Origin of the sequence: Flavobacterium psychroterrae, assembly GCF_018380615.1 — a bacterium.
In the GTDB taxonomy this organism is placed as follows: domain Bacteria; phylum Bacteroidota; class Bacteroidia; order Flavobacteriales; family Flavobacteriaceae; genus Flavobacterium; species Flavobacterium psychroterrae.
This window is the reverse complement of sequence record NZ_JAGYVZ010000044.1, coordinates 1-18,058: the sequence shown is the minus strand read 5'-3', so window position 1 is coordinate 18,058 and position 18,058 is coordinate 1. Positions and strand designations below refer to the sequence as shown.

The following is an 18,058-nucleotide window of genomic DNA, read 5'->3' as shown; positions in this document are numbered from 1 at the left end:
GAAAACAGATTTACTAGAAAAATAATTACTTTTACTCATCGTATTTTGTATGTCGAAACACAAATTTACGATTCATTTAAAGAAGCCATCTTTTTGGCTTCTTTTTTTATCGGACAACAATGATTTTTAAACTACTTTTTAGACACCTTTTTGAGTTCATTTATACTGCTCACTTTTATCCAGAATTAGGTGCTCACTTTATCCAGAATATCCAGTGATGAGATAAGAAGTATAATTATAGATGCTATTTTTAAAAAGTTGTTAAGTTGTCCACTCTTTATTTGCCAACTAAATCGTAGTGTCTTTTTGAACAATGTTAATTTTGTTTCCATCAATATCTTCAATCATTGTACACAGCATTTTATCGGCTGCTATGTATTGCTCACGCCAAACAAATTTGGCTCCTTTTGCTTCCAGTTCGGTTGATGTTGTTTTTATATCATCTACTTGAAAAACAATAGCTTTATTCCCAATTGGAATTAAATGCATTGGAGCTGGCGCAAATAATTCTTCAATGCGTTTGGCATTAGGGAATTTTAGCAGTTCTAGTTTTATTCCGGCTCCTTCTAACATAGCGACTTCCGCTTTCCCAGTAGGGATTTCAAAATCTTGTTTGTTAATCAAGATAAAGTTCAAAATATCAGCATACCAGGATATTGATTTTTCCAAATCCGTTACTGTAAAAGCGATATTGTATAAAGACAGTGATTGCAGTCCCTTCAAATTCGAATTTTGTACCTCATTCATAACTTACTCCTTTTAAATATTATAAGCTCCAAAGGTAAACCGATTTAATATATTTTAGTAACTTTGTATCTAAAAGAAACAGTAACATCCAAGTAATAAAGTAACATTTAAGTAACAAACGATATGGCAAAAATTCAATGTCTACCTGAAAATAAGGAACATTTGAGGGCAATTCAAGATGCAATGGATGTACTAAATGGAAAGTGGAAAATATCCATCATTTCATCCATCTGTTATTACAACGAGCGAAGATTTTCGGACATATTAAATGATGTAGTTGGTATTTCAAATAAGATGCTGAGTAAAGAACTGAAAGAATTAGAGATAAACAAAATAATCAGTCGAACAGTTCTAGAAACACAACCCATAACAGTTAAATATGAACTTACTGATCATGGAAGGACATTAAAAACGATTCTCAATAACTTGTCACATTGGGGAAAAGCTCACAGAAAGAAGATTATTGGAAAATAATATTTCAATGTGCTATTTATCTACTGTCCCCTATCTCTTCTTTGTTTTCCAATTTAAGTAATTCAGTGTAGGCATCACCTTCTAATCCAAGCAATATTGCAAAGGCAGGCTCTGTTTTAATACCTTGCTTTTTAAGTCTAATAACATTTTGCCTAAATTCTTCACCAAATTTTATAAGCAAATTGTTTTCAATTATTAGGTGCCGATATGCAAATTGTTGTCTAATTGGAATGTTCTGACCAAAAATTTCGATTTCAAAGTTTTCCAGAACAAAAGTTGCTACTATTGCCGCTTCATTTAAAACCATTATTTCCTTACAATTGAAACCCTTTTCGATTTTAAAATACTTTGTAATTGTATTAATAAACTCTATTTTATTATCATAATAACATATAATATCGATGTCGCTGCTTTCAATATCAATGTTAATTGGTATTGTTCCAGCAAGAAAAGGCTCGAATTTTTTTAGTTTTAAAAATATCTTATTGTTAGTGATAATATTGTATGTGAGTATTTGGCGATTAGTGCCCGCTTTTAAATATTCTAATTTATGAAAATCTATGTCCATAAGTGTGAATTACAAATATTTATTAATCATGTGAATCTATAAAGTGTTTTAATGGCCAACTAAATTAGTTACCTAGCAAAAATATAGATTTTCATAGTTTTTAATTGCAAGGCGAAAGTAATAACCATAGTAAACTTATAGAAAATATTTTTAATGTAAACACCATTGAAAGCAACACTAAAAAAAAATAGACTTAATAAACAACCTCGGGGCAGAGCCACCGAGGTATTAGAACATCGACAATTGTTGAGAATGTAACTTTTTATACTCCTTTTCTTTGCCTTGAGATTTTACATACAATTGGATTGTGTTTTCATCACCATGCCGGCCAACTGTATTAACATAGTAACCTTTTGACCAAAATTCACCGCCCCATAACTTTTGCTTGACTTCGGGATGAAGTTTGAAAATCTCCTTTGCTGTAATACTTTTTACTGTTCTGATAATTTTTGTCGGACTTTCAGTTGGAACACTTTGAATCAGGAAATGAACATGATCCTGATCTGTACCAATTTCGATGAACACAATATCATAGCGATTCGAAATATCAATACAAATATCCTTTAGACTTAAATCGACTTTTTCAGTAAAAACAATGCGACGATACTTTGCAGGACATACAAAATGGTACAACAAAACCGATACATTATGACTTTTATGGATATATTCGCTCACATAACAATAATAAGAAAAAATACGAAGCAGAGCTTCGGGGAATTAAACCCTTAGAGATTAATTGTGTCTTGAAATAGCCGGAAATAAATAATTGTGAGAAATGTCACAAAATCCAAATAGACCTTTTCTTGAACTTTGCAGTGGTAACATTAAAATAAGATTATGAAAAAGGTTTTAGGAATTTTAGCACTCACATTATTAACTGTAGCCCCACTTATGGCGCAAAAAAAAATCGAAAAAACAATGGAAAAAAGAGAATTTAGTCCATGGAAATGGCAAGAAAAATTAAGTTATGTACAGGCTGTTGAAGTTAAAAATGTACAGAGTACGTTATATGTGTCGGGTCAAGCGGCAGTCCATAGCGATGGCACCTCCAGCAATGCTGATATGCGTACCCAACTTGAATTAGCGATACAAAATTTGGAAAAAGTAGTAACCGAAGCAGGTTATGAACCTAAAAACATTGTTAGACTGACAATTTACACTACTTCGACAGATGAGTTCATAAAAAACTGTTTTGATATTTTTCAAGATTTTGTTGCGAAACATGGAATGAAACAAGCAGTTACTCTACTACAAGTAGTTGCCTTAAATGAAACTCTGAAAATTGAACTAGAAGCGACTGTAGTAAAATAATATTTATTTAATCCTGTGGACTAGAATACCCCAAAAGTTAAAAACTATTTGGGGTATTTCATGATAAAAGTTGTCAAGGAGAGTGGCTTATTCTATCTGTTTGAAGATATCAACCTAACCTATTATTTTTTATTGCAAAATACATTTTTGTTATGAATTGAATTGAGTAAAGTAAGTATAAAACATGTTTTAGTATTAATTTATAAACGTTTCTTTATCCATTAATCATGATCTATAGATTTATCGAGTCTGAATAAAATTACCACTTTTTAATTTACGATTGGATCAGCATAGGTTCTTAAAGTTGTTTTATTCCTTAAAAGCTAAATCAAAAAAACAGCGTTAATAATAATGGCTAAAATATATTCAAAAATTAAATGAAAAAAAAGATACAACTATTCCTATTACTTTATATATCAATTTTTTCATATTGTTATGGGCAAGATGACGATGCTATCAAATTAAAGATTGAAAAAATTATTGATGGTAAAAAAGCTAAGGTAGGTGTATCAATTGCGAACAAAAATGGAAGAGAACTGGTTTCAATTAAGGGAAAAGATAGATTCCCATTACAGAGTGTATTTAAATTATACATTGCGATAGTTGTGTTTCATGAAATTGACCACGGCAATTTATCGATTGACCAAACAGTCAACATAAAACCAAAAGATTTACTACCAGACACATACAGTCCTTTAAAAATAAAATTTCCCTATGGTACAAAAATGACCCTTCATAATTTGCTGGAGTATACAGTATCTGAAAGTGACAATATCGAATGTGATATCTTATTGCAACTCATTGAAGGACCACAAGTCGTTGAGAAGTTTTTCATTAGACATCACCTAAAAGATTTATCTATCAAAATAAATGAAGAAATGCAGCAAGCTAGTTGGAATGCCGAATTTATAAATTGGACATTACCCAAGGTGACTAATGACATCTTATGGATGTATTATAATAAAAAGCTAAACTTACTTTCCGAAAATAGCTATTCTGCACTATGGCGTATGATGACCGAAACAAATACGGGTGCTGCTAGAATTAAAGCCTTACTTCCCAAAAATACGATTGTTTCTCATTAAAACAGGTACGTCCGGACAAAACTCATTTGGCGTTACTGCCGCTGTGAATGATGTTGGTGTAGTAATCCTGCCAAATGGGGAGCCCTTTTTTATCAGCGTGTTTATCAGCGAATCCAAAGAGCACTTAAATGTAAATGAACGAATCATTGCTGATATTGCAAAAGCCGCATGGGATTGTTTTAAGGTCGAAAATCAGGATTAAAAAGCTCATTAAAATTTTGACAATTATTTCTTTATATCATTGGAAATTCAACACTGCTTAATGTCATCAAAACCTATAGAAATACAAATCAACTTTAACAATTTCAAGAAAAATTCCGATACTCTGTTATATCTAAGACGTAGAAGGAGTTCCTACATATTCTCTTCGAGCATGATAGATTTCTTAAAAATCGTATTCAAAGACACAATTCGGTATAAATCCCCTTATTTTTATATCATCTTTGTTTGCTAAAGCTCAAGCCATTTAAGAAATAAATTTGACTTGACTCTGCTAATGATGATTTTCTCTGGTGTTTCTATTTTACAGGCTACAAGTAGTTTTCTATTAAAATAATGTTCAATGTTATCCACGAAGGATCTATTGAGAATAAATTTACGATTTGCCCTAAAAAAGTCTTTTGGATCTAGCATTGATTCGAGTTGTTCCAAAGTATAAGAGATGGTAAAGCTTTTACGATCGGCCAGTTCCAAATAAACTAGGCCATTTGATGCATAAATAAATGCAACATCCTGAAGTTTGATAGGTATTATTTTTTCACGGAAACTGACCAATAAAGTTTGCTTATATGCAATGTCAAGTTGGTCTATCAAGCTTTCAAGGTTGAGTGCACCTTGTACTCCATTAGTTATACGCTCTTTCATCCGCAGATATTTATTTAGGCTTTTTTGAAGCATTGCCTCATCTATTGGTTTCAACAAATAATCTATACTATTGGCATCAAATGCTCTTATTGCATATTCATCAAAAGCAGTACAAAAAATAACAGGAACCTCAATACATAAATTTTTGAAAATTTCAAAACTCAGCCCATCTCCTAATTCAATGTCTGAGAAAATAATTTCTGGCATAGGATTATGAGCAAACCAATTGAGTGCCATGGAAACAGATCCAAGAATTGCCACTATCTCAATATCGCTATCAACCCCTAAAAGCATATTCTTAAGTTCTTGGGCAGTACGAAATTCATCTTCAATTATAATTACTTTCATTTTTTGAGCAAAGGAATGGTTACAGTAAATTTTTCAGCGTTATGGGTGACATCCACAGATCTATCTACCAACAATTTATAACGCTCAATTATGTTTTTCAAACCCATCCCTGGCCGTTCCATTCTGGACTGCTTTGGCTGAAAATTATTTTCCACTCTTAATTCTTGAGCATTCGTAGTGGTAATTGAAATGTGAAGTGGTCGTTCTTGTGAGCATACGTTGTGTTTGATCGCATTCTCAATCAAAAGCTGGAGAGATAATGAAGGTAAATAAAGAAATCTATCTTGTTGCGGTATATGAATATTTACTTGAAGCATATCTCCGAATCGTTCATTTAGGATATATATATAAGAACTGATAAATTTTAGTTCATCGTCCAATTTCGTAAGGTATTGATCATTGAAACTCAGCACATACCTATAAACACTGGCCAAATGAACGATATAGTCCCTAGCTAAAGGATCACTAACTAAAGTCTTTAGTGTGCTTAGCGAATTAAAAAGAAAATGAGGACTTATCTGTTGCTGAAGCGATATCAATTGTGCCCTGAGATGTGCCTGCTCTATGAGATCTTTTTCCATTCTCTTGATCTTCAGGGCTGTGCTGGTATATCTGTTCGAAAAAACAAAATAACAGAGTAAGCTCAAAAATGTATTGGCGACAAAGTGGATCAGAATTTCCTGGGGCGTTTGATAGCCAATCTCACTATTGAAAAGATAGTTTTTTGGAGCAATTATATCAATTACAAAACCTAAGATGAAAAGTATAACGATGCTTGCTAGAATACTTATCATATTTTTGGAAAAATTAGGGAGCCTTGCAAAACTATTGGTCAGAAAGTACCCTGCAACCATCCAGCAACAAGCTATTGAAACGAATACTTTGAGACTATGGTCCAAAAAATGCCACCATTTAGCCTTGCTCATATCCACCTGCACAAGTAACAAAGTGCAAAGGATTATTATAACTGAAAGGATAAGTAGCCATTTGATTTGATATTTTTTATACATGCGCAAAGGTAACATAAATCCATTTTTATTTTTATGAACCTTCGTTAAGCTGTCTTTTAAAAATATCGGCAAAAACCCCACTTTTTCATTAAAGCGTTGTATTAGTTTATTTGCATATGAAATCGACTCTTTCAACAAGATCTCTATTTATTTATAATCCTTGTAGGAAAGACCCATATTGTGAAACATGAAAGCCCATCTATCGGCTTGTTCTTCTATGCTGTTGGCTGTTGATTTACCTGCTCCATGCCCTTCATTTCTTGTAACTCTAATGAGAACAGGGTTAGGCCCTTTTTGCACCTTTTGCATGCGTGCTAAAAACTTAAATGAATGGGACGGCACAACTCGGTCATCATGATCCGCAGTAGTAACCAAAGTTGCTGGATAAGCTACCCCTTGCTTAAGAGCATGGTAGGGTGAATAGTTATGTAAATATTGGAACATTGCCTTACTTTGCTGTGGTGATCCGTAATCAAATGTCCAACCTTCGCCTCCTGTAAATTTATTGAAACGCAACATATCTAGTACGCCTACACCAGGAAAAGCCACTTTAAAAAGATCTGGACGCTGAGTCATTACTGCACCTATTAGCAGGCCGCCGTTTGACTCACCTACAATTGCTAGCCGTTTGGAAGAAGTGTATTTTTTTTTAATCAAATATTCTGCCGCGGCAATAAAATCATCAAAAGTATTTTGTTTCTGCATTTTAGTGCCTGCCACATGCCACGCACTGCCGTACTCTCCACCGCCACGCAGATTTGCAACAGCAAGCACACCTCCTTGCTCCAGTAATATGATGTTCTTGATATCAAAGCTCGGAGTAACACTAATATTAAATCCACCGTAACCATGTAGTAGTGTAGGGTTGGTACCGTCTAACTTTATATTTTTCTTATAGGTAATGATCATAGGAACTTTTGTACCGTCCTTTGATTGATAAAATACCTGCTTCGATTCATAATCTTTTGGTTCGAATTTAAGCGTTGAAGCATTCGAAAGCTTTGATTGCCCTGTTGATATTTCGTACTTATATATACTTCCTGGATGAATGTATGATGTAAAATAGTAATAAAGAAATTTATCTTCTAGCTTACTATTCACTCCAAAGGTTGCCACAGAACCAATATCTGGAAGTTTTATTTCATGTTCGAATTTACCATTAAGATTATACTGTTTTATATTTGTGACCGCATCCTTGAGATAGTTGGCAAAAAACTTTCCACCAGCAAAGCTTACTTGTAAAACCTCTTCAGACTGTGGTATAACATCTCTCCATTGTGAAGGTATAGGCTTTGATATATCCGCAATAACGAGTTTTCCCTTTGGGGCGTTTAGATCTGTTCGGATATATATCTTACCATCTAGAATGTCTATGACCTCGTGGTTATCTTTAAGGTTTCCGACAACAGTCACAAACTTTGAGTCATGTTCATTCAAATCTTTTAACAGTAGCTCATTCCCATATCCTGAATTTGCCAATGTGGCAATGAGATACCGTCCCTGTCCAACAACCTTACCAAGTATGTAATTACGCGGCATTAACGACCCACCCAGAATAAGTATATCACTAGACTGAGGGGTATTAAGTCGGTGATAGCGAAGTTGATGCTGGGTGGTTTTTTCAGTTAATGATTTCCCATTTTGACTTCTACTGTATGTACTATAAAAAAATCCTTCATTTCCTTTCCATGCCAAAGTAGTGAATTTACTATCAACGAGAGTATCACCAACAATAGACTTATCCGAAACTCTCATAACAGCAATCTTATTCCAGTCTGAACCGTTTTCCGAGATCTGATAAGCCATTAGTGATCCATCTTCGCTAAATTCAAATTCTGTTATGGAAGTGGTGCCTTCTTTGGAAAAAGTGTTAGGATCAAGGAATACCTGTTCAGTTCCCTTTTCATCCTTTTTGCGATACAAAACCCACTGATTCTCAAGTCCCTTATTTTTCATAAAATAAGTGTATTCTCCTACTTTAAAAGGGACTGAATATTTTTCATAGTTCCACGCAGACTGCAATCTTTTTTTTATCGCATCTCGATAAGGGATGTAGGTAAGGTATTTATCGGTGACTGTATTTTGAGTTGAAATCCATGCTTGGGTTTCTTCAGAACTGTTATTTTCCAGCCATTGGTACGGATCTTCTACTACTGTTCCAAAATAAGTGTCTTTATGAACGATCACTTCCGAATGGGGGTAATTTTTCACTGGTAATAAAGCAGCGGCCGGTATGACTCTAGGTCTATTACAAGATAAAATTGCTAAAGCAAGAAACATATAATTATTTGGCTTTTTCATGTTTTATTAATATTTAGTAGGTTGCTCTAACAATAGTGTTATATACAACCTCAATGGCATAGACTATATTAGTTGCTAGGACAATTATATTCTAAATGTGATTTTTACTCTTTTTGTTGTTGAAAGCTTACCTAAATGCTAAAATATGCCTTTGGTATGTTTGTCCTAAATTTTATAGAATAGAGTGAACATATTGAATGGTGAAATAACCATATTCGCGGATGAAAAAAGCTTAATGAATTCATAAGCCTATTTCCATATGCTAACGGATTTCTGAAGTTTCTTATGAATGTGTCGGTAACATTTTTTGGCTAATGTATTTAATAGCCGATATTTTTAGCTTTTGCGACATAAAATTTATCTAAATATTTTTAATAATCTTCAGAGTAGTATGATTTGAATTTATGGCACTACAAGCGCTCTATCTTTAAATGTTGTATAATCTAAATTAAAGCTCTTCGTAGTTTGTTTATTTTGGAAAAGCATCGCTCTTACCTAAAATTATCAAAACAATGACCATGGTGATCATTGAAAAACTCACCCAAGTCAACTGATATGGACCTGCTGAATCCACGATTAATCCCCCTATAATACCTCCTGAAAAGACTCCGATATTATAAACGGTAACAGTCATGGAGCTTCCCAGTTCATAAGCCCCCATTGTAGTCCGTATTGTTGCGGTCTGCAAAAGCGAAGGTAAGCCACCAAAGGAATACCCCCATATTACAATGCTTATGTATATTATTAAAGTAAAATCACCAGCCACACCGATAATCAATAAAGATATGGCTCCAAGTATCATCGACACGAGTAGAGTTTTTCTCAAATATTGATCTATAAATTTACCCGTAACAAGGATTCCGGCAACTGCACCTGCACCAAACAAAAGCAACGAAAATCCGACTTGACTTCCTATTCCATGCAACTTGAGGATTGGCGCAAGATAAGTATATGATATATAGATTGCTGAGGAAGCAACATAGGTTGTAGATAGAACTAAAGCAGTGCCGGGCATAACCAAGACTTTTGAAATTTGATTAGATACTCTTTGAACATCCTCTTCTGGATTTGGAATTTTATAAATTGTCCAACATAATATCATTAAAGTAAGAATTGATAACGAACTCAGTGCTTCAGGGATGGGCGTTTTATTCCGTTCAGAAAACATTGAGGACGGACTATCTAAATTATCCACTCTAAAACAACTCCCCAAAGCCTGTATTATTGACCTTAATTTTCACGACAAAAATGTGCTTGCACGGCTTCAAGAATTGAAAACAAAATATACAGCTATCAAACTTATTGCTCACACTGATATTGATACAGAAAAAACTATTAGGGGTATTTTGAAAATCGGTTTTGAAAGTTTTCTTTTGGTTGGTAGCGACAGAAGCGTTTTTATAAAAGCTATCGAGAAAGTTCGCAATGGCTGATTATAATATAATTTACCCCCCCTTGAAATTATTATTCCAGATGTAGCTTTTTAAAGAAAATTTTATTTCTAAGGGTAGCATCATCCATCATTTTTTTGAAACTTATAACCTCAATATACATATTGTACCCCCTTAAAAACCCGAAGTAACCTTCGTCATCTGGACTTTTAGTCAAAGAATGTAATTCTTCCGCAAACTCTCTTATCTTGGAAGTCAAATCACAAATAACGTAAGCATAAACTGGAGTGAAATCGTTAACTTTAATTTTTTCAAGCCCTTCAGGCATTTCATATTTTCCAGCCCGGATATCTTTTACATATTTTCCAATTTGCATAATTGGGTCATCATCCGTTTTATAAGCATCTCTTTTGGGACGTTTAAACTCAAAAATGGTAAGTGGGTTGCTATAATTATTATCTCCGCTTCTGAAAGATTGCTTTTTGTCAAAAACAACCAAATCAGGTTCTCCTAAAGCATCTTTTTTCGTGGATATTTTCTTGTCTGATGCAACATATTCTGAAAAAATCAATCGCTCATCTAACAACCATAAGTTATGCTCCTGATAATCGCAATTTTCAGATGTTTTGCCCATCGGGAAAATCAGATTATGAATATCTTTTTCCAATTCTCCTTTTCCGTCTTCCTTTCGCTTTAATAATTGTCGAAATGCATCTAAAACAATTTTTCGGTTAAAAACGTAGTGAGCTAAATCGCTTTTTCCTATCTCTGAAATTTTTGAAATTGCTTCAGCCATTTGCCCATTATGTGATACTTCAGGGTTCTCTAAAAGAATTTTTAGTTCAGCTCTCGTTTTTTGTTCTTTTCTAAATTTGACTTCTTGCAAAGCAAGTTCTATATTTTCATCTTTTAGATTATAAGGGACTGTAGACATATCTAATTCATTCAGATATGGTTTGTGCCAAGGAGCATAATCATTTACATAATTTCTAATCTGCTCACTTTTTTTCTGAACACGTACCTGAACATCTTCTCCGAATGCTTCTTTTGATATTTCACTCGCTTTTCTCTCAAGATCGGCTTGTCCAAATGGGAAATACATATCTTTCGTGTCTTTGGGAAAGTCAAAGGTTTCTCTTTCAAGCGATACATTATTATCCAAATAATCTCCTAAAATGTAGGTTTTGATGATATAATTCCTTTTTACTTTATTCTCATCTTCTTCAAAAAATTCATCTTCAAATTCAGGGATATATTTATGTAGAGGTGTGTCCGTAACCTCTCGATTATGACCCGCTAAACTAACTTTACTTTTTTGGTTTCCAGGGTAATAAATTTTGAAAACTTTTGCAACAAAGTCATATTTCTGTTGCTTATCGTCTTCAAGAATAAAATCTTTACTTTTCCATAGTTTTATTTCATTGATTTCGGTCAGAAAATCATTTAGGACAATGGAATGGCTTCCTTCTGCTTCCTTTAAAATAATAGTTGGGGGAGTAAAAGTGTCATTAATGAAATAAATTAATATTTTATCAAGAATTCTTCGTGCTATTGTTTCTATTTGCTTGTCAAAATTCTGTCCAGATTTGATGTTTTCGAGAGTTACACTACTATAAGTATCAACAGATTTACTCAATTCAACTTTTTCATCAACGATTATCTCATATTCTCTCCCAAAACGGAAATAACGAGAATTTAAAGTTTCATTACTGTCTTTAAAAACACTGTTTACATAAACATTATTAAAGTACTTAACATACATAAACCTGCCGAAACCTTTTCCACCAATAGATTTTTTATACTCACTATAAAATGTATCGAAACTATCTCTATTTTCTTGGGTAAAGCCAATACCATTATCTCTTATTTCAATTGTTTTTACGCTTGGAATGGAATTGTCAATTTCGAGCACTTTTTCCCTGTGTAGAATTATTTCAATTTTGCCATTTTCAATTTTCTTCAAAACAATTGACTGTATAGAATTTACAATGGCTTCAATAATAGGAGTGTAAATATTTGATTTACTGCGTATGTTATCAATAGTTCCTTGTATATTAATTCTACTCATTATGGGTTGTCAGTTTATTTTATTGGTAGTAGTACAACTTTGTATCTTTGCTTCAACAAGAGATATTACTTTATGTAAATCTATAAAAAAACTAGATGACAATTGTAATGACTATCGAAAAAGCTAAAGTATTTAGCTTTCGTCCATAATGCCAATAATCAGATTACTTTCCAAGGTGAAAGTAATCTGTCCATACTTTTGAAAAGGTTGTTTTTCCGTATCGGTCGAAACTGGGAAATATTTTACGCCAATAATCACTCTCGGTAAATTGAAAGTCCAGGATGACCTGATCTTGAAATTTTTTCTACACAAGGTTTGTTCTGAAGACTTTAGATGTTCTTTAAACTCAGTAATTCCATCAGTTTGTAAAGTGGTTTTCCAATTCAACCGCTTTTCATAAACAACGTTTTTATCAAGGTTGTTAAACATAGCAACTTCATCAAAACTATTGCAAGCCTTTATAAAATCCCTGATAATTTTTCTTGGCAATTTTTCAATCTCTTTAGTCTTTTTCTTTTTGTTTTCCAGATGCAATCGAAAATCATCCTCTACAAATTCAGATAACATATTATACCCTGAATGAAAAGCATCTATAGGGGATTTATACAGTTTATCTTTTAGTATTTCAGCAGTATCATCTTCATTATTAGTTTTGAAGTCATTTACCAACAAAAAGCCTTTTTCATCATTAGCCTTATTGATGCCATTTACAATGTTCACATAATAATATTGTTCCTTATCTTCAAACAAAACCTTGATTTTTGGATTGAACTTTTCAGGTTTATTGACTGATTTTTTAATAAGATATTTTGTTTCATCTAAAGGATTTTCAAGTCGTCTTCCCCAACCATCTGTTGATAATTCTGATTGGTATCGGGAAATTTGAATTCTGATTTCCTTGCGTCCTCTATCAAGGTCTGTAGTAAATTCATAATCAGGGAAACAATTGAGTATTGCAGTGTCTAATTCCCATTCTTCATAATCGCTGGTAAAATTTATTTGATAGCTATTTTCATATTCACAGATATAAACCGGAAACTGCATTCTGTTCTCAATAATTTTTTGTTGTAGTACTTCAATATCTGATTTTCGGTTTACAGTTATTGCAATGGATGTTTCTATCATTAATGAGTTTTTGAGAATAGTTTTCTTGAAGACGAAATAACTACAAATTTAAGGAATTAAAATATCATTTAAAAAGTGCTAAGTCAAAAGTCATTCTAAAAGCGGCGGCGTTCTTTTGCTTCTTTTCTTTGGTCGCAGATATGGAAAGAAAAGAAGTTCGCCAAAATCAAAAATGGGATAATGATTATCCCAAGCAACAATGTCGCAACCTGTTTGATAAAATGTATGGAGAGGGAGTTGTGGAGCGGTTCATTTTTGCAAAGTGGTTGCTCCGAATTAAATGCAAAAATGCGTTTCCGACCGAAGTGAGGATTTGCATTTTTGCCGCCCGTTTTTCGGGTCAGGCGACTTTTATCGGGTGGGTATTAAAATCTTTCAGATTATGAAAAAATCCCCTGTATTCTGTCATTCCATTGCGGAACAATCCCCAAAGCAATGAGCAACCCATTTGTGTCAAAGAGGAATTGATAAACAAATCCTGTTTTTCCAATGCTTCCGCCAAACTGCAACTCGGCGTGTCGTCCTGCTCTTCGGACTGTTTTAGCAGTTCGCCAAACTCATCTGTAACAAATGGCAGACTTGCCACCGTTTCGTACTTCTCGGAATTGGGTTGTTGGATAGTTCCTATTGTAGATAGTAACACTTGCCCTGTGTTTTGGCTATTGCCAAAATCCAACCAATAACGTGGGCGGTTGGAATAGGCTTTACCATTGTTCAGCATTTTTAAAATATCAGCAATTTCAAACCGTGCTTTTACGCTGTCCGCGCAGGAAATATAAATACTTGCTCCTGCATTTTCGGGCAATTTATCTAAACCGTCTTTTTCAAATTTTACGGTTTCGGCTTTCCAGTTTGTCCCTGAAAATCGGTTGGCTCTGTTAATCAAAGCAACAGATTTGTACAATCCTATTTCACATTCCGCAAAACGCTGTCTGCCCAAATTTGCTCGGGTAATTACATCATCATCCCAAAGGCGTACCTGCAACCCTGCGTGTCCCAACTCAATCAAGCTGTAGCTCATTTCCATTAGGGTTGTCAAAACCTTTGAGCCTGTACCACCTGCACCAATTAAATTTACCAAAATCGGATTGGTAGGATTGATTATATCGTTGTCTGTAAAATGCACTTTCGTTTTCATCACAATAGATTTTTAAGAGTTTTACTGTTCTTTTTCAATACCTCTTTTGGGAAGTCTTTATCGGTATCAACGAGGTCTTTCCAAATGCTTACAAAATTTCCCTTTATAGGATTGTAGTCGCCCAAAAAGTGGCTGAAATAGCTGTTAAAAAAATAGCTTTCCCACGCTTGTGTAAATTCTTCCACCGAAGCCGAATTTTGAATATCAATATTTACCGTTCCCATACATACATTGCCATTTTCATATACATTGAAAAAGGGTGCATAATGTAAAGCCGATTTTTCTGAAGGTCTTCTGTCACTTGCCAAAGCGAAAACCCAAAGGCTGTTTTTACTGGCAAACCAAAGCATTGGCGGTACTTGAGCCTTGCCATTTGGAATGCTCAAGCCATTTACAAAATACATCTGCCGTTGCTGTGCCTTGGTGTACCATAACACCGTACCTTTTTCACTCGGATTTATATGCAGAATGTTGGTCGGCAAAATTCCCTTTGGCTTTAAAAAGGCTTTATTCTTTTCTTCATCGGTCTGTAGAGCCTTCGCAAGTTTGGTTGCTTCCTTTACGGTCAAGGGGTGTGCGTTTATCGGGTTTCCGTTCTTGTCCATATCAAAATGCTCCACATACATATCGCTATTTGTGCCTTTGGTTTCATAAAAAACCAAAGCAGATTTCGGGTGGTACAACGTTCCGAAGTTTTCAGATATATCATTTAGATTGTTCATTTTGCTATCGTTGAATATTCATATAATAAACCGCATAAATCGTTCAATAGGACAAACAGGCGGTTCTCAAAATCAAGGTTGGTTGCTGTTATTTCGCTTCCGTCAAAGCGTTTGCAAATAGTGGGTTCTGCCATTGCCCCATACTCATTAAATTCATTATTGATACTCTCAGAAAGGCTTTCATACAGCCAACCTTTGGTATATGCCACAAATGAAATGTACTTTTCCATTCCAATAATTTCATTGTCGTAGTCATCATTATCGGGGTCTTGCTCGGGAATAGGTGCATTTCTAAAAATGCTTGCTGTCGGATATTTCGTGAAGATTGCAAAAGCACCAGAAGCAACCAGCAAACATTCGTTGTCAAATTCATCAAGGCTTTTGAAGTTGCTCAAACGCTGTCCAAATAATTGTAAATTGATGCGGTTAAATAATTTTTGTTCAATCCTGTCGCCAATCTCTTCGGCTTGCCTTAACTCGCTTTTGTATTTCTCGGTTTCGTCCGTTACATCATCCTGTTCTACCCAATCGGTCATCATTTCGTACATCCAATACAGATAGCTATCTTCTTGTCTGTAATTGGGTATATCTGCAATATGATACAGGTAACTGCAAACCGAAACCAATAATTGGGCGATCTTTTTCCGCTTCGGGTCGTGGAGCATATTATAGAGTGGCACAACTGGAACATAGTATAAAGTTGTACCTGTGTTGTATCGCTCCTCACTAACAAAAAAGGTTTTCTTACTATCCTGTACCAATTTGAAACTATCCCAATTTATATGGGTACGTTTTAGTTTGTTTTCCATATCCCACATCGCCAAAGCTATATTGTAGGGGAACTGAAAATTTTTGGTCTGCATCGGCTCGATGTTATAATGCTCGGCAAGTTTGGAGAGGGACTGGTAAAAATCCCTCTCTGTTTTCTTACAAGCTTGTACGGATTTATCTATTTTCAGTTTTGGCAGGAATGTGGACTTTAAAAAACTATTGGTAACATTGCTATCGGCACGGCTTTCTGCTTGTCTTTTTGTACTTCGTTTGCATCCTTTGGTCTTTGCATCCATTGTGCGAACTCGCCCAACTGTCGGTGCAATTGCCGTTGTCCTTTCTGTTCGGGTATGCTGATAACTCCCGATATGATTTTGTGTGGCATAATTCATTGCTTTAAAATTTTGGTTTAACCTTTCGTACCCATTACGCTCTCAAATTTATACTCTACTGCATCATCTTTTATTTGCGGTGCAGATATTTTTGCCGTTGTCAATATCGGGTAGATATTGGCGTAAAAATTCATTACGGCTTCCACGCTCCAACGTGGTTCGGGGTCGGTCAGTTTTATGTCCTGCCCTTTATCTTTGAGTATAAAAACTCGTTCTAATTGCGTTGCTAATAACATAATTCTGATTTTTGGGTTAATACTCTTGTTCTTCTTCTCCCGTTTCATCAATTGGATAATCGGCTGTTACTTCTTCCTCTTGTTGCGGTTCGGTTTTTTCTTCATCCGTTGCTCCAAAAAGGCTCGGTGTTGCAAACTTGGCAGATAATGTGCTTTTACGTTTGCGTATCTCGTCCGCTTTTTCGGGAAACTCTGTTATCTCGGGTACTTTCATCCACGCTTCACGGAATTTGCCCTCTTTCTCCAAGTCATCTGCCTTTGCCATTCCGTCCTTAAACTTCTTGTCTTTGGCTTCCTGTTCTTTCTTCTGCTTATCGGCTTTCTCTTTCTCCATTGCCGATTGTTTTTTGGCTTCTTCCAATTGCTTTAGGAATTTTTCCATATCCAGCATCAAGCCCGAGACGGTTTGGATAGGTGCGGTTATCTGCTCAAAAAATCCCTCGTCAAACTCCTGCGGTGTAGCATTGAAGGTCAATGGCGGAATGAGGTTTTTCGCATTGTCCCCGCATTGTTCGTTATTGAGCATAACCGATACGATTAGGTTGTTTTCTGCTCCTTTTGAAATGTTCAGTTGAATTACTCCAGTAAAGTCCAACTGTGCTATCTGATTGAAAAAATTAGTTTCCATAATGTTATTTTAGTAGGCTACCACCGTTAAAGGCGGTAGCCTGTGATTATTTAATTAGGGTTTAGGATTTCCGCACCGTCAAAAGCAAAGGCGGTACACAATTCAAATGCTTTCTGTGATTTCAGTTGGGCAGTTCCACCCAATACAATGCTCTGCAACTTGGCTTCATCGTTTTTATAATTCCGAACATTTTGATAGTAGCCAGTGACGGCATTGTATGCCCCAAACAAAGTGCCTTTGGTAGTGTCCATTTGTTGGGTGTCGCTAATCATCGCATATCCAAAAGCATCCTCAACGGTATTCTTAAACAAGGTTGAAATTTCATCTTCTGCACCTTTTTTGATTAGGTCAAGCGTTTCTTTATTCGGGCAAAGTGCCAACTGGATTAGCTTTCTCACCTCACGGTCTGTTACCTTTACTTTTGCCCATTCGTTGAAAATACCTTCCAATTGGTTGCTCAATGTGTTCGCCAGTCCCATAATCTTGTGGGCGTTTTCGATACGCTGTTTTGCCCCCGAAGTATGTTTGATACGAACTACATTGGTCATACTGCGCAATGAAGCATTCAGCGTGTTTTGGCATACAATCCTAATAGGGGTAAATGCGGCTGTGATACTTCCGCTACCATCGTGCGAAGTGGTAAGGAAAATGTATTTTTCCGTTACATCATCGCCATTTCCTACACGAATATAATCGGGCAATTTGGCTGTGATAAAAATGCGTTCTCCATTGTTATGTAAAGCTTTACATAAAAAAGGTTATGGAAAGTAAAAGATTATGTAAAATAGTCTGTGTCAATCTGTTCTTTTAGCTGTAGCTACACAATGTGTATTCTATTTTACTTTACATTATTTTGTTGTCGGCAATTATGCCTTAACA

The 18,058-nt window shown here is 35.0% G+C and carries 17 protein-coding genes and 2 pseudogenes; 4 read left to right on the top strand and 15 right to left on the bottom strand.

What is annotated here, in order from left to right; translation table 11 throughout:
• Positions 1–288 precede the first annotated feature (288 nt).
• The gene (locus tag KHA90_RS24150) at positions 289–747 is read right to left on the bottom strand and encodes a VOC family protein (protein ID WP_213307918.1); all 459 of its coding nucleotides are present in this window, start codon (positions 745–747) and stop codon (positions 289–291) included.
• Positions 748–870: 123 nt separating this feature from the next.
• Here KHA90_RS24150 and KHA90_RS24145 point away from each other — a divergent pair, with 123 nt between their 5' ends.
• Positions 871–1,221, top strand: a complete 351-nt coding sequence (locus KHA90_RS24145) for a winged helix-turn-helix transcriptional regulator (RefSeq protein ID WP_213307916.1) — start codon at positions 871–873, stop codon at positions 1,219–1,221.
• Between the two features lie 16 nt (positions 1,222–1,237).
• Here the strand turns inward: KHA90_RS24145 and KHA90_RS24140 are convergent, their stop codons facing one another.
• The gene (locus KHA90_RS24140) at positions 1,238–1,789 is read right to left on the bottom strand and encodes a DUF4269 domain-containing protein (RefSeq protein ID WP_213307914.1); all 552 of its coding nucleotides are present in this window, start codon (positions 1,787–1,789) and stop codon (positions 1,238–1,240) included.
• Positions 1,790–2,017: 228 nt separating this feature from the next.
• Complete coding sequence (tnpA, locus tag KHA90_RS24135) at positions 2,018–2,464, bottom strand: IS200/IS605 family transposase (RefSeq protein WP_213307912.1); 447 nt, start codon at positions 2,462–2,464, stop codon at positions 2,018–2,020.
• A 243-nt stretch (positions 2,465–2,707) separates the two neighbouring features.
• On the opposite strand from tnpA, the gene KHA90_RS24130 reads away from it, so the two are divergent.
• Together KHA90_RS24130 and bla are read left to right on the top strand one after the other, a co-directional pair.
• Positions 2,708–3,100, top strand: a complete 393-nt coding sequence (locus KHA90_RS24130; RefSeq protein ID WP_213307923.1) for a RidA family protein — start codon at positions 2,708–2,710, stop codon at positions 3,098–3,100.
• A gap of 377 nt (positions 3,101–3,477) precedes the next feature.
• Positions 3,478–4,387, top strand: a pseudogene (gene bla / locus KHA90_RS24125) (class A beta-lactamase).
• A 248-nt stretch (positions 4,388–4,635) separates the two neighbouring features.
• On the opposite strand, the gene KHA90_RS24115 reads toward bla, so the two are convergent.
• The 4 genes from KHA90_RS24115 to KHA90_RS24100 all read right to left on the bottom strand — a co-directional run bounded on the left by KHA90_RS24115 (position 4,636) and on the right by KHA90_RS24100 (position 9,810).
• Entirely contained in the window at positions 4,636–5,397 is a 762-nt protein-coding gene (locus KHA90_RS24115) for a LytR/AlgR family response regulator transcription factor (RefSeq protein ID WP_213307900.1), read from the bottom strand.
• Complete coding sequence (locus tag KHA90_RS24110; protein ID WP_213307898.1) at positions 5,394–6,542, bottom strand: sensor histidine kinase; 1,149 nt, start codon at positions 6,540–6,542, stop codon at positions 5,394–5,396. The genes KHA90_RS24115 and KHA90_RS24110 overlap by 4 nt, the downstream gene beginning before the upstream one ends.
• A 12-nt stretch (positions 6,543–6,554) precedes the next feature.
• Complete coding sequence (locus KHA90_RS24105; RefSeq protein WP_213307896.1) at positions 6,555–8,708, bottom strand: prolyl oligopeptidase family serine peptidase; 2,154 nt, start codon at positions 8,706–8,708, stop codon at positions 6,555–6,557.
• A 469-nt stretch (positions 8,709–9,177) separates the two neighbouring features.
• Positions 9,178–9,810, bottom strand: coding sequence for an MFS transporter (locus KHA90_RS24100; RefSeq protein ID WP_213307894.1), 633 nt, complete (start codon positions 9,808–9,810; stop codon positions 9,178–9,180).
• A 37-nt stretch (positions 9,811–9,847) separates the two neighbouring features.
• Between KHA90_RS24100 and KHA90_RS24095 the strand changes: the two genes are divergently transcribed.
• Positions 9,848–10,141, top strand: coding sequence for a response regulator (locus tag KHA90_RS24095; RefSeq protein WP_244860584.1), 294 nt, complete (start codon positions 9,848–9,850; stop codon positions 10,139–10,141).
• 31 nt (positions 10,142–10,172) lie between these two features.
• Here the strand turns inward: KHA90_RS24095 and KHA90_RS24090 are convergent, their stop codons facing one another.
• From KHA90_RS24090 to KHA90_RS24055, 8 genes and pseudogenes are all read right to left on the bottom strand, one after another.
• Complete coding sequence (locus tag KHA90_RS24090) at positions 10,173–12,167, bottom strand: ATP-binding protein (RefSeq protein WP_213307892.1); 1,995 nt, start codon at positions 12,165–12,167, stop codon at positions 10,173–10,175.
• A gap of 132 nt (positions 12,168–12,299) precedes the next feature.
• Complete coding sequence (locus KHA90_RS24085; RefSeq protein WP_213307890.1) at positions 12,300–13,292, bottom strand: hypothetical protein; 993 nt, start codon at positions 13,290–13,292, stop codon at positions 12,300–12,302.
• A gap of 340 nt (positions 13,293–13,632) precedes the next feature.
• A complete protein-coding gene (locus KHA90_RS24080; RefSeq protein WP_213307888.1) occupies positions 13,633–14,430 on the bottom strand; it encodes a PRTRC system ThiF family protein in 798 nt (265 codons plus the stop codon).
• Entirely contained in the window at positions 14,430–15,152 is a 723-nt protein-coding gene (locus KHA90_RS24075) for a PRTRC system protein B (RefSeq protein ID WP_213307885.1), read from the bottom strand. Before KHA90_RS24075 ends, KHA90_RS24080 begins: the two co-directional genes overlap by 1 nt.
• Complete coding sequence (locus tag KHA90_RS24070) at positions 15,149–16,315, bottom strand: hypothetical protein (protein WP_213307883.1); 1,167 nt, start codon at positions 16,313–16,315, stop codon at positions 15,149–15,151. The genes KHA90_RS24075 and KHA90_RS24070 overlap by 4 nt, the downstream gene beginning before the upstream one ends.
• Positions 16,316–16,332: 17 nt before the next feature.
• Positions 16,333–16,551: a PRTRC system protein C gene (locus KHA90_RS24065; RefSeq protein ID WP_213307881.1), complete on the bottom strand. Its 219-nt coding sequence runs from the start codon at positions 16,549–16,551 to the stop codon at positions 16,333–16,335.
• A gap of 16 nt (positions 16,552–16,567) precedes the next feature.
• On the bottom strand, positions 16,568–17,179 hold the full coding sequence (locus KHA90_RS24060; protein WP_213307879.1) for a PRTRC system protein E: 612 nt from the start codon (positions 17,177–17,179) through the stop codon (positions 16,568–16,570).
• Between the two features lie 50 nt (positions 17,180–17,229).
• Positions 17,230–17,907 (bottom strand): annotated as a pseudogene (locus KHA90_RS24055) (DUF932 domain-containing protein); the annotation flags it as partial.
• Positions 17,908–18,058 lie beyond the last annotated feature (151 nt).

Excerpts from the sequence above, each read along its gene's own strand:
- KHA90_RS24150 (WP_213307918.1), bottom strand. The coding sequence starts at position 747 with ATGAATGAGGTACAAAATTCGAATTTGAAGGGACTGCAATCACTGTCT.
- KHA90_RS24145 (WP_213307916.1), top strand. The coding sequence starts at position 871 with ATGGCAAAAATTCAATGTCTACCTGAAAATAAGGAACATTTGAGGGCA.
- KHA90_RS24140 (WP_213307914.1), bottom strand. The coding sequence starts at position 1,789 with ATGGACATAGATTTTCATAAATTAGAATATTTAAAAGCGGGCACTAAT.
- KHA90_RS24130 (WP_213307923.1), top strand. The coding sequence starts at position 2,708 with ATGGAAAAAAGAGAATTTAGTCCATGGAAATGGCAAGAAAAATTAAGT.
- KHA90_RS24115 (WP_213307900.1), bottom strand. The coding sequence starts at position 5,397 with ATGAAAGTAATTATAATTGAAGATGAATTTCGTACTGCCCAAGAACTT.
- KHA90_RS24105 (WP_213307896.1), bottom strand. The coding sequence starts at position 8,708 with ATGAAAAAGCCAAATAATTATATGTTTCTTGCTTTAGCAATTTTATCT.
- KHA90_RS24100 (WP_213307894.1), bottom strand. The coding sequence starts at position 9,810 with ATGATATTATGTTGGACAATTTATAAAATTCCAAATCCAGAAGAGGAT.
- KHA90_RS24095 (WP_244860584.1), top strand. The coding sequence starts at position 9,848 with ATGGGCGTTTTATTCCGTTCAGAAAACATTGAGGACGGACTATCTAAA.
- KHA90_RS24090 (WP_213307892.1), bottom strand. The coding sequence starts at position 12,167 with ATGAGTAGAATTAATATACAAGGAACTATTGATAACATACGCAGTAAA.
- KHA90_RS24085 (WP_213307890.1), bottom strand. The coding sequence starts at position 13,292 with ATGATAGAAACATCCATTGCAATAACTGTAAACCGAAAATCAGATATT.
- KHA90_RS24080 (WP_213307888.1), bottom strand. The coding sequence starts at position 14,430 with ATGAAAACGAAAGTGCATTTTACAGACAACGATATAATCAATCCTACC.
- KHA90_RS24075 (WP_213307885.1), bottom strand. The coding sequence starts at position 15,152 with ATGAACAATCTAAATGATATATCTGAAAACTTCGGAACGTTGTACCAC.
- KHA90_RS24070 (WP_213307883.1), bottom strand. The coding sequence starts at position 16,315 with ATGAATTATGCCACACAAAATCATATCGGGAGTTATCAGCATACCCGA.
- KHA90_RS24065 (WP_213307881.1), bottom strand. The coding sequence starts at position 16,551 with ATGTTATTAGCAACGCAATTAGAACGAGTTTTTATACTCAAAGATAAA.
- KHA90_RS24060 (WP_213307879.1), bottom strand. The coding sequence starts at position 17,179 with ATGGAAACTAATTTTTTCAATCAGATAGCACAGTTGGACTTTACTGGA.